The organism is Acinetobacter sp. yr461, assembly GCF_900110445.1.
In the GTDB taxonomy this organism is placed as follows: Bacteria; Pseudomonadota; Gammaproteobacteria; order Pseudomonadales; family Moraxellaceae; genus Acinetobacter; species Acinetobacter calcoaceticus.
This window is the reverse complement of record NZ_FODU01000008.1, coordinates 129,477-144,020: the sequence shown is the minus strand read 5'-3', so window position 1 is coordinate 144,020 and position 14,544 is coordinate 129,477. Positions and strand designations below refer to the sequence as shown.

General features: G+C 38.0%; 13 protein-coding genes and 1 tRNA gene. 5 read left to right on the top strand and 9 right to left on the bottom strand.

The window, feature by feature from the left end:
- From BMW38_RS13140 to BMW38_RS13130, 3 genes are all read right to left on the bottom strand, one after another.
- A tRNA-Val gene (locus tag BMW38_RS13140) sits at positions 1–76 on the bottom strand.
- Between the two features lie 207 nt (positions 77–283).
- Entirely contained in the window at positions 284–787 is a 504-nt protein-coding gene (gene elsL / locus BMW38_RS13135) for a cell wall-recycling L,D-carboxypeptidase ElsL (RefSeq protein WP_092708795.1), read from the bottom strand.
- Positions 788–903: 116 nt separating this feature from the next.
- Positions 904–1,275, bottom strand: coding sequence for a YbaN family protein (locus tag BMW38_RS13130; protein WP_092708793.1), 372 nt, complete (start codon positions 1,273–1,275; stop codon positions 904–906).
- Positions 1,276–1,378: 103 nt separating this feature from the next.
- On the opposite strand from BMW38_RS13130, the gene BMW38_RS13125 reads away from it, so the two are divergent.
- The 3 genes from BMW38_RS13125 (at position 1,379) to dapE (ending at position 3,787) form a co-directional block, all read left to right on the top strand.
- A complete protein-coding gene (locus BMW38_RS13125) occupies positions 1,379–2,263 on the top strand; it encodes a DUF1853 family protein (protein WP_092708790.1) in 885 nt (294 codons plus the stop codon).
- A gap of 118 nt (positions 2,264–2,381) precedes the next feature.
- Complete coding sequence (locus tag BMW38_RS13120; protein ID WP_003655297.1) at positions 2,382–2,525, top strand: entericidin A/B family lipoprotein; 144 nt, start codon at positions 2,382–2,384, stop codon at positions 2,523–2,525.
- A gap of 125 nt (positions 2,526–2,650) precedes the next feature.
- Complete coding sequence (gene dapE / locus BMW38_RS13115; RefSeq protein WP_092708787.1) at positions 2,651–3,787, top strand: succinyl-diaminopimelate desuccinylase; 1,137 nt, start codon at positions 2,651–2,653, stop codon at positions 3,785–3,787.
- Positions 3,788–3,822: 35 nt separating this feature from the next.
- On the opposite strand, the gene BMW38_RS13110 is transcribed toward dapE, so the two are convergent.
- The 6 genes from BMW38_RS13110 to pilG form a co-directional block, all read right to left on the bottom strand.
- Positions 3,823–4,290: a hypothetical protein gene (locus tag BMW38_RS13110; protein WP_004639007.1), complete on the bottom strand. Its 468-nt coding sequence runs from the start codon at positions 4,288–4,290 to the stop codon at positions 3,823–3,825.
- A complete protein-coding gene (locus tag BMW38_RS13105; protein WP_092708784.1) occupies positions 4,290–8,795 on the bottom strand; it encodes a hybrid sensor histidine kinase/response regulator in 4,506 nt (1,501 codons plus the stop codon). The genes BMW38_RS13110 and BMW38_RS13105 overlap by 1 nt, the downstream gene beginning before the upstream one ends.
- Before the next feature lie 148 nt (positions 8,796–8,943).
- The gene (locus BMW38_RS13100; protein ID WP_092708782.1) at positions 8,944–11,025 is read right to left on the bottom strand and encodes a methyl-accepting chemotaxis protein; all 2,082 of its coding nucleotides are present in this window, start codon (positions 11,023–11,025) and stop codon (positions 8,944–8,946) included.
- Positions 11,026–11,067: 42 nt separating this feature from the next.
- A complete protein-coding gene (locus tag BMW38_RS13095) occupies positions 11,068–11,604 on the bottom strand; it encodes a chemotaxis protein CheW (RefSeq protein WP_005309806.1) in 537 nt (178 codons plus the stop codon).
- Between the two features lie 59 nt (positions 11,605–11,663).
- On the bottom strand, positions 11,664–12,026 hold the full coding sequence (locus BMW38_RS13090) for a response regulator (RefSeq protein WP_005036319.1): 363 nt from the start codon (positions 12,024–12,026) through the stop codon (positions 11,664–11,666).
- A 23-nt stretch (positions 12,027–12,049) separates the two neighbouring features.
- Entirely contained in the window at positions 12,050–12,433 is a 384-nt protein-coding gene (pilG, locus tag BMW38_RS13085; RefSeq protein ID WP_000389061.1) for a twitching motility response regulator PilG, read from the bottom strand.
- Positions 12,434–12,718: 285 nt separating this feature from the next.
- On the opposite strand from pilG, the gene BMW38_RS13080 reads away from it, so the two are divergent.
- Together BMW38_RS13080 and BMW38_RS13075 are read left to right on the top strand one after the other, a co-directional pair.
- A complete protein-coding gene (locus BMW38_RS13080) occupies positions 12,719–13,357 on the top strand; it encodes a hypothetical protein (protein WP_213031161.1) in 639 nt (212 codons plus the stop codon).
- A gap of 68 nt (positions 13,358–13,425) precedes the next feature.
- Positions 13,426–14,535 carry an efflux RND transporter periplasmic adaptor subunit gene (locus tag BMW38_RS13075; protein ID WP_092708806.1) on the top strand — a complete coding sequence of 370 codons (1,110 nt, stop codon included), beginning with the start codon at positions 13,426–13,428 and terminating at the stop codon, positions 14,533–14,535.
- Positions 14,536–14,544 lie beyond the last annotated feature (9 nt).

Sequence of the window (14,544 nt, the reverse complement as noted above, 5' to 3'; positions counted from 1 at the left end):
TGGTGGGCGCTGACGGGATCGAACCGCCGACATTCTGCTTGTAAGGCAGACGCTCTACCAACTGAGCTAAGCGCCCTTTAACGTCTTCATCGTTTGTGAGGTGCATTATAGAGAATCTTTAACAGGTGTCAAACGCTTTTCGACTTCTTTTTGAAAAAATGCGAATGAATGATTAAAAATAAGTCATTATTAAGTAAAAAACAATTTTTTGTATTTTATTTAAACACTTATTTCAATATTTTCTGCATTTACACCGCTAATGAAGAATAGATAAAACTCGTACTCAGGTTAAAGATTGTTCAGATAAATAAACTAATGCATCTTCGGCAACTAAATCAAATAGCTCAATGATTTCTTCATTACGCATTCGAACACACCCATGTGACATTGGCACCCCCATTGGTTGCGTGTCTGGAGTTCCATGAATGTAGATATAACGTTGCATAGTGTCGTGGCCTTCCCCTTTATTAAACCCAGTCTCTAGGCCATCTAACCAAAGAATACGAGAAAGTATCCAGTCTCGTTCAGGATATTGGGCAGCTAACTCAGTGCTATAAACCTCCCCTGTTTGCTTACGTGCGATAAAAACTGCATTTTGGGGAGACTCTGCACCAATTTTCTTAGCCACTCTGTGCCATCCACGTGGTGTTCTACCCGTGTTTTCCTGCTCACCAATTCCATTCTTTCCTGTAGAAATGACATAAAACTTATTATGTTTAGGCAAAGTTAACGTTTGATTTGCTAAATCGATGAGAACATCAGCATCTTCGAGTTTAAATTGAGTCATTGAACTTATTCTCTTATCTGAATATCACTTTTGAATATATTTGTTAGGTTTTACAGCTCAACAATGGTTAACCATTACCTATATTTCTATACACAGCCATGTTGAAAAACAAAATATTAGTGGTCTTTGTTTTCTGGCTCAGGTCTTAGCCATAACCAAATTGCAACGATCAACATGGTAGTATCAGTAAAAGCCTTGACCAAAAGTGGCGCAGAGGTAAATAGCATTATAATTCCGCTAATTGCCATCATTATGCTTGCAATCCACTTCGCTTTACGAGGTACTGTGCCATTGGCTCGCCAATTACGTAATGTTGGTCCATATTTAGGGTGATTTAACAACCAATCATCCATTTGTGGCCAGCCTTTTGAAGCAGCCCAAGCAGCCAGAATCAAAAACACTGTTGTCGGCATACCTGGTAAAATTGCTCCAATAATGCCTAGCGTGATAAAAATCACGACTAAAGAGCGCCAGAACAATGTTCGCATATATAAACCTTAACCTGCTGTTGGCGTTAGTATAAAGTGTTTTTCTAATGTTTTTTGTTGATCCGTCATGAAATTAGGATGAATTACTTCGAGTATTAAATGTATGAATATTGCCTCAGTTAAAACGTCCTATTTCGAGCGATGGCTTCAATTTCAACATCCTATCGTTCGACAACTCGCTTTTTGTATTGCCAGCCCAAATTTACTTTGCCAATTACCCACAAGTTTATCTATCGAGCATCACTTTAATTTGCATAGCGATAAAGTATGGGAAGATCATTTTCAAGATTATTTACCACGGTTAAAAGAACTTGATGAATCACCAGAACCCCTACTTCAATTTTTATCTCAGCTTAAAAGTACACGTTTAGGTTTACGCTTTGAACATCTACTCTGGTTTTGGTTACAAGAGGATCAGTATCATCATTATCAATTATTGGGACATAGTATTCAAAAAATTGAGGGGGCAAAAACATTAGGCGAGCTGGATTTTTTAATTTTAAATAAAGACACTCAAAAAATTGAACATTGGGAGGTCGCCTTAAAATATTATCTCGGTGAGGCAGATTTACATTTAGAACAATGGATTGGCCTGAACCGTCAGGATACTTTAAGCAAAAAGCTTTACCACTTTACCAACAAACAATTTCAGTTTCCTGAAGCATTAAACTTTGAAATTCATCAACGCTTTGCAGTTTTAAAGGGACAACTTTATCTCCCTTTAGATTTAAATTTGCAGCAGCCCCTACCTGACTGGGTCAATTTAAAGCGTCGTTTGGGATATTGGGGCACCACAATTCCTCATTCCTCTTTTTATCGATTAGAAAGGCACGAATGGCTGTGTCCAAATAAACAACCTAGTTCCGCCCCAGCACATTGGTGGACAGACGGCTTATATTGTAAAAATGGTCAGGAGGCTCTGTTTTATATGTTTAGACACCCTTCACACTTAAAATTTAAGTCAACATTCAGAAATTCAAATAATTAACAATAACTTTAAGCTTTCAGAAACATTTTATAACGTTTTTACTATTAAACAGTCATGTTTCTTTTTCCGTTTGTTTTTTAATCTAAATTTACTTCATTATTAAATTTAAACGGAGAAAATGATGAAAAAAGTTTTAGCTGCTTCTGTAATGATTGCTGTTGTTTTAACAGGCTGTAATACGTTTAAGGGTTTTGGTAAAGATGTTTCTAAAGCAGGTGATGCTGTAACGAATACTGCTGAAAAAACACAAGATAAAATGTAAGTTAGAGTTGTCACTAAAAAACCTTATCATTCCGATAAGGTTTTTTTATTTTTACGTACCCATCACGTAGAGATTCGCCTATTATATCGGACTATATTTCACCTGATCAGCACGCAATTTCCGGTATGAACCATTCAGATACTCTCTCGCTTAGCCTAGAACTTTTACAACAACCTTCTGTTACTCCAATTGATCACACTTGCCAAACCATCATGGCAGACCGTTTAAGCCAAGTTGGTTTTCATATTGAACCAATGCATTTTGGTGAGGTAGATAATCTCTGGGCACGTCGCGGAACTGAAGAACCTGTATTTTGTTTTGCAGGTCATACTGATGTCGTACCGACTGGTAAGTTAGAAGCATGGAATTCAGACCCATTCGCACCTGAAATTCGCGATGGAAAACTATACGGTCGCGGTTCAGCTGATATGAAAACAGCTTTGGCAGCTATGGTTGTCGCATCTGAGCGTTTTGTAGCAAAACACCCAGACCATAAAGGATCTATCGCATTTCTGATTACTTCCGATGAAGAAGGTCCTGCGATTAACGGTACGGTCAAGGTTATTGAGACTCTTGAAGAACGTAATGAAAAAATTAAATGGTGTTTGGTCGGCGAACCCTCAAGTACTCATAAATTAGGTGATATTGTTAAAAATGGGCGTCGTGGTTCCCTCAATGCTGTATTAAAGGTCCAAGGTAAACAAGGCCATGTGGCTTATCCACATTTAGCACTAAACCCAATTCATGAAGCATCACCTGCTTTAACAGAGCTATGCCAAAGCGTTTGGGATAATGGAAATGAATATTTCCCAGCAACATCATTTCAGATTTCAAATATTCATGCTGGAACTGGTGCAACCAACGTAATTCCAGGTACTTTAGAAGTTACCTTTAACTTCCGTTATTCAACAGAAGTGACGGCTGAACAGCTTAAACAACGTGTTCATGAGATTTTAGATAAACACGGTTTACAGTATGAAATCGTTTGGAATCTCTCTGGTTTACCTTTCCTGACGCCAGTTGGTGAACTCGTTAATGCGGCTCAAACTGCGATTTTAAATGTAACTGGCACTGAAACTGAGCTTTCAACAAGTGGTGGTACTTCTGACGGACGTTTTATTGCTCCAACAGGCGCACAAGTATTGGAGTTAGGGGTTCTTAACGCAACAATTCATCAAATTAATGAGCATGTTGACGTACATGACCTCGATCCACTGACTGATATTTATGAGCAAATTTTAGAAAATTTATTAGCTAAATGAAAATTAAAAAGGAACTCAAATTGAGTTCCTTTTTTTTATAAATGAAGCGAATTTTGGATATATTGCAAATTAGGAACGTGGTAGCGTTGATTCTCCATACGCACATATTTAAATACAGTTGGGTGCTGTAAAGAGTCCTGTATATCTTCGTTTTCATCTACGACTTCAGAAATACGCAGACGAACTGAAACTGGCATCGATTTACATATGAGTGCAAAACGTTGGCTGATATCTTCACTTTCAATAACTAATGCCACCGCTCGCGAATCAATTTCATTATGCACTGTATAGACTGGAAGTTTTACGTCATGCCATTCAATATGCTTGATACCATTTTTAACGTCCATAGCTGATAACACTATGTTTTGTGGCAATAGCATCGGCACTTGCTGATCGCATTCAATAATATATGCATCAATAAAACCAGTTGAAACAGTAATTAAATGTTGAAGTTCTTGCTGATCCATTTCATTAATTAAAGATGTACTGATATGACTCTTCATTAGGCAAGTTCCTCTTCACGTGTCGTGAAAAAAGCATCAATATTGTGAAGTAAATCTTCTTCTTGGAAAGGTTTACCCATGTATTGGTTAACCCCTAAAGTAAATGCTCGTTCACGGTGTTTTTCGCCAGTTCTGGATGTAATCATAATGACTGGCATATCTTGATGTAGATCATGATGTCGCACGAGATTAAGTACCTCAAAGCCATCCATTCGCGGCATTTCGATATCAAGCAGCATCAGATCTGGTTTAATATTTTCCAACTGCTCAATTGCGTCAATACCATCTTTAGCAGTTACTACGTCATAGCCCTGACGTTCGAGTAAACGAGTCGTTACCTTACGGACTGTGACAGAGTCATCCACAATCATAATAAGACGGCGTTCATCCGACTCACGTTGTCTATAGATAGCTTCATTCAGCTGCTTATGTCGGCGGGTAGACTGAATTTGGCGAGCAATATTTTGTCCATCTAAAATTAGACAAACTTGACCATCACCTAAAATAGTTGCGCCTGCAATCGCACCAATACTAGAGAACTGCTGCCCGATTGGCTTGACCACAATCTGCGCACGTGAACCAATAAGCTGATCAACCAATAATGCAATTGTTTGTCCATTATTGGTCTTAATCATTAATACTGGTAGTGAATACATCATCCCACTTAAACGTGGAATCGGTTGATTACCAACAAACTCAGATAAATAGCGTAATGGATAGCGTTTATTTTCAAATTCAAAGAATTCTTGTGCACTTCCAAAATACTGTTCTAATGAAGTTGGTGAAACTCGAACAATTCGATCAATTTGAGCCAAAGGAATTGCAAATTGTTGATCAGCAACTTTAACCATTAAGGCATCACTAACAGCCACTGTGGTTGGAACACGTATGGTAAAGATTGTTCCTTGCCCATACACAGAGTCGACACTCACATGTCCGCCCAAAGCTTTAATATCACTTTGTACAACATCTAGTCCTACACCACGACCTGAAATCTGAGTGACTTGATCAGCTGTACTTAACCCTGGATGGAAAATCAACTGTAAAATATCTTGATGTTCTAATACTTGCTCAGAATTAATCAAACCAGACAATAGGGCCTTTTGACGGACCTTCTCGATATCAATACCTCGGCCATCATCCTTAAATGTAACAACAACATCCGTACCTTGACGATGAATATTCAGTTCAATACGTCCAGTTTCTGGTTTTCGCGCTTGTTCACGTTGCACACGATCTTCTAAACCATGGTCAATTGCATTTCGAAGCATGTGCTCAAGTGGAGTAACCAAACGTTCTAGCATTGTCCGGTCTAATTCACCTTCGGTATTATTAACAAAAAGCTCTGCTGGTCGATCCAACGCAGTAGAAGTCTGCCTCACAATTCTTTGTAAACGAGGTAGCAATCGAGAAAATGGTACTAATCGTGTTCGCATTAGGCCTTCTTGAATTTCGGCCTGAATACGTGATTGCTGTACCAGCAAACTTTCGGTGTCTCTGATTTTCTCGGATAATGTATTTTTGAAATCCACTAAATCCGATGCAGATTCGGCAAGTGATTTCGATAATTGATTCAATGAAGAATATTGGTCCATCTCTAGAGGATCAAATTCTGTATAACGAGAGTGCTCAATACCGTGTTTTGCAATAATCTGACTTTCTAATTCGCCTTCCATTCGACGTAACTGGTCTGCAAGTCGTTGAATGGCTAATTCCATTTCCACTAGCGTATGACCAAATTGACTTAGATCCATTTCAATTCGTGAACGGTTAATCGAATTTTCACCAGACAAATCAATCATTTTCTCAATTAAATCTGCCGAAACCCGGATCATCTCATTATTTTGTTCAAGATGCTGCGTTTGTTCCCATGCCCCCATCATTGGCGGTGGTTCTGCCCCATCACCTTGCACGAAGCTCATTACAGGTTCAGTACTAAATAGATCAGTTCTAGTCAACTTACTTGGAATTTGTATTGCAGTTTCAATAAACTGAATATTTTCTAAACTTTGTTGTAAACCATCAAAATGTTGATAATTTTGCTTGAAAATTGCTTCTTTTAACCAAACAATCGCACTCTCTAGCAAGTTGTCATAAATATTTGAGCTAAAATGATAAAGCGCAAATTTTTCAAAAGCGTTTTCAAGTTGATAAGCAATCGCTTGTACGGTTTCAAGTCCCACCATACGGGAACCACCTTTCAAGCTGTGCACTGCCCTTTGAAGCTGAAGCAAGATACTACGATTGGTACGCTGCTCGAACCACTGCTTTAATAGGTGATCGGCCATCTCTAACAGCTCGGCCGCTTCCTCCATAAATGTCTGCTCGACAACAGAGTCAATATCCTGATCTTGGATACTGTCTGTATAGCCTTCTGCATCAAAAACTTGTAATTCTGTGTGTTCAACAAGTCTAATATTAGACTCAACAATCTGCTCAAAATTAGAAGTTAACTCATCGAGATTTAACGCAGTATTGTGTATAGCTTCTTGTTGTAATACTTCAATACTTGATTCCGGTATAACATCTGTTTCAGACTCTGCTTGCATCTCTTTAGCAGCAGACCCGAGTGAATTATATACCTTACCTGCATTCTTAAGCGCTTGAATAGTATGAGAAGCAGCATAATCTAGGTGCTGTTCACGTACTATTTGTAGGCGATCAGCTAAATCATCTTGAACCAGACGGATAAAATCGATGAGAGCAGATGAAGTAATTAACTGTCTTTGAATTAAGCGCTCATAAATACTTTCTAATTCATGTGCAATTAACCCAATATAATTTGCCTGAATCATATTTGCCCCACCTTTTAAGGTATGCAAATAGCGCATCAGATTATTAAGAGCAGCAAAGTTCTCTTGATCATTAACCCAAATATTAAGATCTGTATCCATTCCTTCAAGCAACTCATCGGCTTCTTCAAGAAAAATATCTAACAGTTCTGGATCAAAATAACGGTTTACGTGCTCAGTAGACATGAACTGGCGATCTAAATGCACACTCTGACTCATGACTACATGATCAGTTAGTATACTTTCGATAGATGCTGAAGGTTCATTTGCTGTTTGTTCTACATCAGCACTAAAGAGTGACTCACCAACTTCCTGATGACTTTCTAATGGTTCAGAATTAAGGCTTGGAATATATTGGGTATATAGTTTTAGCTCTTCCAAAATATTTTGGTGTTGCTCAATAATACTAACTCTTTGACCCGCAGCTAATGCATCAAATAACTGAATTAATTGTTGATGTGCTTTCTGATAAATTTCAAAAACATAATCTGAGTGTAATAAATCAGGTCGATCAAGCAATACGTCATAGCTATCTTTCAGCTGGTTCGTATATTCATATAAACCAACCATGGCCTGCGACTGAGTATGTTGCAATAACAAATCAGCTTGTTCACTTAAACGTTCAAGATAATGAGGAAACTCAGAACGAATTCCCTTTTCAAAATCTAACTCTGCATCAAGTAATTCTGAAACATCTAGCTGTAAAAGCTGAGATACTAAACCATGTGGAGGCGTGAGCGGGCTCGCATGCTCCCCATGCTGCTCCATATAAGCATCCCAAACCTGATTGAACTGTTTCAGGTTAGAGTCTAATTGCTCATTAGAACAATGCGCAGCCAATAGATCTAAACAATTTCGAATAAATTGACGATAATCACGGAGTAGTAAAATTTCTTCTGAATGAGAAGATAGCTCTTCTTGTAATAAGATTTTAAATAAATGCTCAACTTTAGTACTAGCATCAAAAATTGCTTCTACCTGAGCCATTGCCGAGCTGCCGCGCAACGTATGTAATGCACGGATTAATGCATTGTAACTCTCGTGCTGATGTATTTCTTGTTCTAAAAACTGATCGATGGTCGCTAAGTGTTCTTCCGCTTCTTCCATAAATAAAACTAAGGTTTCAGCAAGGTTATGTTCACTTTCTATGGCGGTTTCTATAGTTAAATTATCTGATTCCTGTTCTAAATCACCCACCTCTAAACCAGTCTTAGTTTCCGCAGTGAGAGTATCCGACAATAATAAAAGTTCTTCTAAAGCAGGCTCTAGACTTTGCTGTTGTTGTAATTGTTGTCCCAATAAAATAAGAGGTCTAAAATCTACTGCATGTTCCTTTTTAGATTTAAAGTCATCTACTAATTTAAAGAAATAGAACTTAAATACCAACTGAACATATTGTTGGACGTTAGGAGTTAATGTGAGACTCTCATTGATTACCCGATTAAGCGTATCTTCTACAGTCCAAGCAAGCTCAGCAGAGGATTTCGCTGCAATCATTCGCCCCGAACCTTTCAAGGTATGAAAATGGCGACGGATTTCAGTCAGCGTAGCAACATTTTTAGATTGCATCCATTCATGAATCAAAGATTGCAATTCAACAAAAATTTCTTCAATTTCTTCAACGAAGATATCAAGAAATTCAGCATCTTGTTGAGAATAGCTATCTTCCGGTAGCATCATTGCTTCAGTTAAAGTTTTTAATATTTCTTTCATAGCAAAGGCTTCTTTTGCTTGTCCCCTAAATGGAGAAAAACGACAGAGTCAACACCAGATAAATAGCTGTGTCCCCAATACTTATCTGGTGTTGTTAATACTTTTTAGAAGAATAGCTAGTATAGAAACAGCTATCCTCGTCCCCAATTTAATCAGGTAATTTAAAGTCCGTTACCGATTCACGTAATGACTCTGCCATATTTGCTAATTCAGAAACAGAACGCGCTGTATCGAATGTTGCAGTTGTCGTTTGCGAAGTAATTTCTTGTACGACGGTCATGGTTGTCGCAATGTGACTCGCAGATGCAGACTGAAGTTTTGCTGCATCAGAAATGTTGGCCATCAAGTTTGCCAAGTCACCAGATACTTTTTGAATCTCGTCCAAGGCAATACCTGCATCTTTTGCCAAGTTCGCTCCGCGCACAACCTCAGTGGTTGTTTGTTCCATTGAAATAACAGCTTCATTCGTATCGGTCTGAATTGTTTTAACCAGAGTTTCAATCTGTTTAGTTGCCGATGCAGAACGTTCTGCAAGACGCTGTACTTCGTCTGCAACCACGGCAAAACCACGTCCTGCTTCACCTGCCATAGATGCTTGAATTGCTGCATTTAATGCAAGAATGTTTGTTTGGTCCGCAATGTCATTAATTAACGATACGATGTTACCAATTTCTTGTGAAGACTCACCCAAACGTTTAATACGCTTAGAGGTTTCTTGGATCTGTTCACGAATCGTGTCCATACCTTCAATTGAACGGTTTACTACTTGTGCTCCATTAGAAGCAATTTGTACCGAACGTTCTGCTACTTCGGTAGATTCAGATGCATTTGAAGATACTTGGTCAATTGATTGCGCCATTTCATTCATTGCGGTTGATGCGCCAGCAATTTCTTGTGCCTGATGCTCTGATGCTTCTGCCAACTGGTTAGTAATATTTTGTGTATCATGCGTATAGCGGGCAACTTCCTGAGAAGTTTCATGAATTCGGGATACAAGATCACGTAGTTGGTCAATCGCGAAGTTAATCGAGTCGGCAATCGCTCCTGTAAAGTCCTCAGATACAGTTGCATATGAACGCAAGTCACCATCTGCCAAGTCGGCGATTTCATCTAATAAACGTAAAATCGCGTTTTGGTTACGGTCATATTCTTCTTGCAAGGTAGCTACACGTTGTTTATCCGCTTTACTACGAAGTGATAAAAGCTTTAAGACTGAGCTAATTAAACCAATAAGTGATAATGTAAGAAGCGCAACTAAAGCAAAGGCTTTCCAACCATACTGTGTTTGCTTAGAAAGATCACCCAATACAGATAACATTTCATCAGATTCCGAGAAGATCTCACCTGATGATTGACGTACGTTTACAATCTGATCTGTATGTTTAAGAACCGATGCCGCTGCAGATTTTAAAACTTGATCATATTCAGATTTAATACCTTCCAAAGATTCACGTACTTCTGGAGACTCAACTCTAGCAACACCCAATTCAGCATTGCCGTTTAGCTGTGCATTTAAATACACACCAAAGGTCTCAATATCGACACTAAAGTCATGCGCTGAGTTCTCAGAGTTCTCTGAACCAACCAAAACAGAGTTAATAGAGCGTAAAATACGTTCTGCAATAAATACCTGGTTTTTAGCAATAATCACCTGACTACTCGGTGCTTTTTCGCGAACCATCTTATCGACCATCAAGTTATATTCAGCCTGAATCTCTGGAATAGAGTCACTAATCGAGATGTTCATGTTATATAACTGATTAATTACGTCCTGATGTGACGAGATCAAGTTAACGTCATAAGACAAAGCTTTCCACAGAACCGCAACCTTTTTGTATTCTTTTGAAGATGTACCATGAATATTTTCAACATCTTTGATATTTTCTGCAAAAAGTTTATTTGATTCAGCCAAGTCTTTCATGGCTTTAGGTGATCCTGAAGCCGTTGCTTCAGTAGCCTGTCTAGAAATAGTTTGTGACAATAAGCGCAACTCACCCAAACTACGGGTTAATTCGTTATGTCGAGGTACGCTATAAAATAAATAAGCGAGCGAAGTTAAAGCAAATAATAAACATAACAACGCTACATAAAGGATAGGCTTGGACTTTTCACTTTCCCCAAATAAACTGGCGTATTGCTCAATTCCCGACTGGATTTTTGCAATAAAATTGAGACCCGATTTTTCGGACGCAACACGATTGCCGCTTTTCTTTTTAAGCTTAAAGCCCATAGCTTCTCCCCAGAAAATACTCTGTTTTTCACAGCGTAAAAATTAGTTTATAAATTTTGTCGATGCATTCATGTAATGTGGGTTTTGCAATAAACGACTAAATAAAAAGACATGCCAATGCTGGTTATGTTGGTGAAAATAACCTTGGCAATAATCTTTTAGATTTTCCTCCAAGTCTAAGCTTTGAGAAAAAAAACTTTTTTTATTAAAGTGCTGAATCCCCAAGACCTGATCCACAACCAACCCCACATACTGGTCGTGATGGCTAATACATAACACTTTTTGGGCAGACGAAAATGTACTTCGTTGCCCTGAAATAAAATGAGCCAAATCAGAAACCGAAAGCAATCGTCCCCGAATGTTCGCCAAACCTTTCACCCAACTTTGAGCATTTGGAACTGGCGTATATTTCGGTGGATAGATAACTTCTGACACTTCCCCAAGTGGTGCGACGAAGTATTGCCCCCTCATTTCAAAAGCAATTCCTGACCATCGCTGTGCTTCATTTTGAACTGAAGCGTAATTCTTATTACCCCGTTTAGACAAACGAAGTAACTCGATAAATCCATTCGCTGCCATACTCGATCCTATAAAACGGGCATGTAACCCCGTTATTTATGTTTTTATGGATGGATGAGTTACTTTAGAAATTGTTTAATTACATCAATCAATTGCTTTTCTTCGATAGGTTTAATCAGATAGTCGATTGCACCTTGACGCTTGCCCCATACTCGGTCAGTTGCCTGATCTTTAGTACTCACGATTACCACAGGAATATGCTTAGTGTCTTCATCACGGGTAATCTGGCGGGTTGCCTGAAAGCCATTTACACCTGGCATGACAACATCCATTAACACTAAGTCAGGCTGTTCTGCTTTTGCCAAAGTTACACCATCTGCACCATTAGATGCTTCAAGTACGTCATAACCATGCTTGGTTAGAATTTCTTTAAAACGAAAAGTTTCTGTTGGTGAATCATCAACAATGAGAATACGTGTCATTTCTTTGCCCTTAAATTACTTAATTATGAACTTACGTGATTACGAATCGCGTTTAACAATTCATCTTTGCTAAAAGGTTTCGTCAAGTATTCATCTGAACCTACCACACGCCCTTTTGCCTGATCAAATAAACCATCTTTACTAGAGAGCATGATAACGGGAATGTTCTGATAATTTTGAGAGTTTTTAATCAAAGCGCAAGTTTGATAACCATCTAAACGAGGCATCATGATATCGACAAAAACAATATCTGGATTTGCTTCTGCAATTTTGGACAAAGCTTCAAATCCATCCACCGCAGTAATCACTTCACAGCCTTCTCGCTGTAATAAAGTTTCGGCTGTACGGCGAATGGTTTTTGAGTCATCAATTACCATTACTTTCAGATTTTGGAATGCATCTTCCATTTAATCTTCCATCCCCAATAAATATAAAATATAAATGCAATTTAACTTAAATTTGTTTTTACACATTTATAAGTATTTTTAACATATCTCACGGTCTATTTTCAATGAGGCATTTTTGTCTACTTTCTCATTTATAAACAATAACTTTTAACCTCATCACACTTTAATTGAAATTATCATTTTTTTTATAATGACTATATTTTTATTCAGCTAAATAATAACTAATATAATAAAGATTAATTATTTAAAAATAAGCGATTTAGCTTTCTTTTTTGGGGATTTTCAATGAATAATTGGATGAAATATGCCTTTTATAGGAACTGCTTGTCTGTATCTATAGGCATTATTTCCTTCGGTTCACTCTTTTTCTGGGCTTCAACCCTTGCTATAGCCGATACTTCTAAAGTGGTCTGGTATCGTTATTATGATCAACAGGGTACGGCCAATATCAGTACATCAGTCACACCTGCTCATATTCGTTATGGTTATGAAGTTCTAGATCAAAATATGCAAGTGATTAAAAGAAACCATTCTTATAATGCGCAGGCTGATTTAAATCAATCAAGTCAAAGAGCATTATCAGCACGGCATAGAGAACTAGATATCAAATTAAAAAAAGCCTATAGCAATAGTAAGACAGCTTTGATTAAAAGAGATCAAGCACTACTTGCTATAAAGAAGCAAATTAACTATCAACAGGAACAACTCGACCAGTTACAACAAGATAAAATTTTATTTAAACGTCAAGAAATGGAATATTTCAGAAAGAGAGAAGTTATTCCTGAGCACCATAAGACGTTGATTGAAAACAATCTAAATAATATTTACAGGGTTAAACAAACACTTGAAACACTTTCCAAGACCTACAACCGTACCAACAGCGAGTATGAAAATATTATCGAACGTTTAAAAAAGCTTGAATAACTGTAAAGGTTTATCAAGAATAGGGGCAAAATAAAATTTGAACTATAGGATGATGCTATATGCACAAAATGCATCTCACCCCTTCCACTATTTTTAAACTGAGTATTATTAGTTTATGTTTGATTTTAGCTGCATGTAATCAGCAAGAAACAACTAAAACAACGGCACCAGCTCCAGCAAAAATTGAACTCATTCCTCAAGACCTAATTGCAGTTAAAGAGGGAGCGCTTGACTCTCAAACTGCTTTTACAGGAACGATTCGTGCAGTTCAGCAAAGTTCAATTCAGGCTCAAGTGAGCGCCACGGCGACCACTGTAACTACAAATGTTGGCCAAAAGGTACAAAAAGGCCAAGTTTTAGTGAGATTGAATAATCAGGACAATGTTGCACGCTTAGCACAAGCGCGCGCCAACCTTGCATCAGCTCAATCACAAGCTGAACTTGCACGCAATTTAATGAACCGAAAGCAAAGACTATTTAATCAAGGGTTTATTGCTCGTGTTGAGTTTGAACAGAGTCAGGTTGACTACAAAGGCCAACTTGAAAGTGTAAAAGCGCAACAAGCGAATGTTGATATTGCTCGAAAGGCTGATCAAGACGGAATTATTACCAGTCCAATTTCGGGCGTAATTACTAAGCGACAAGTAGAACCAGGTCAGACTGTATCGGTTGGACAAACGCTATTTGAAATCGTAAATCCAGACCAACTTGAAATACAAGCCAAGTTACCAATTGAGCAACAGTCTGCGCTTAAAATAGGTAACAGTATTCAATATCAGATTCAGGGAAATTCTAAACAATTAAACGCAACCCTTACTCGTATTTCACCTGTTGCAGATCAAGACAGCCGACAAATCGAATTTTTTGCAGTTCCTAAAGAAAAAATTGATTCGTTAAGCATAGGAGCTTTCATTAATGGAAATATTCTTCGTAGTGATACCAATCAAGGCCAAACGATTCCTTTAGACAGCATTCAAAATATGCAACACGATCCTTTTGTATGGGTGGTACGTAATCACACCATCCAAAAAGTTAAAATTCGAGTGATTGAACAGCGCTATAACGACAATATTGCTTTAGTTGATGGTTTACAAAGCACAGATCTGGTGAGCCGTATTCAATTTGAAGATTCCGACATTAATAAAAAAGTGACGGTTACAAACGACAAAAATAAATAAGGTAGCAAA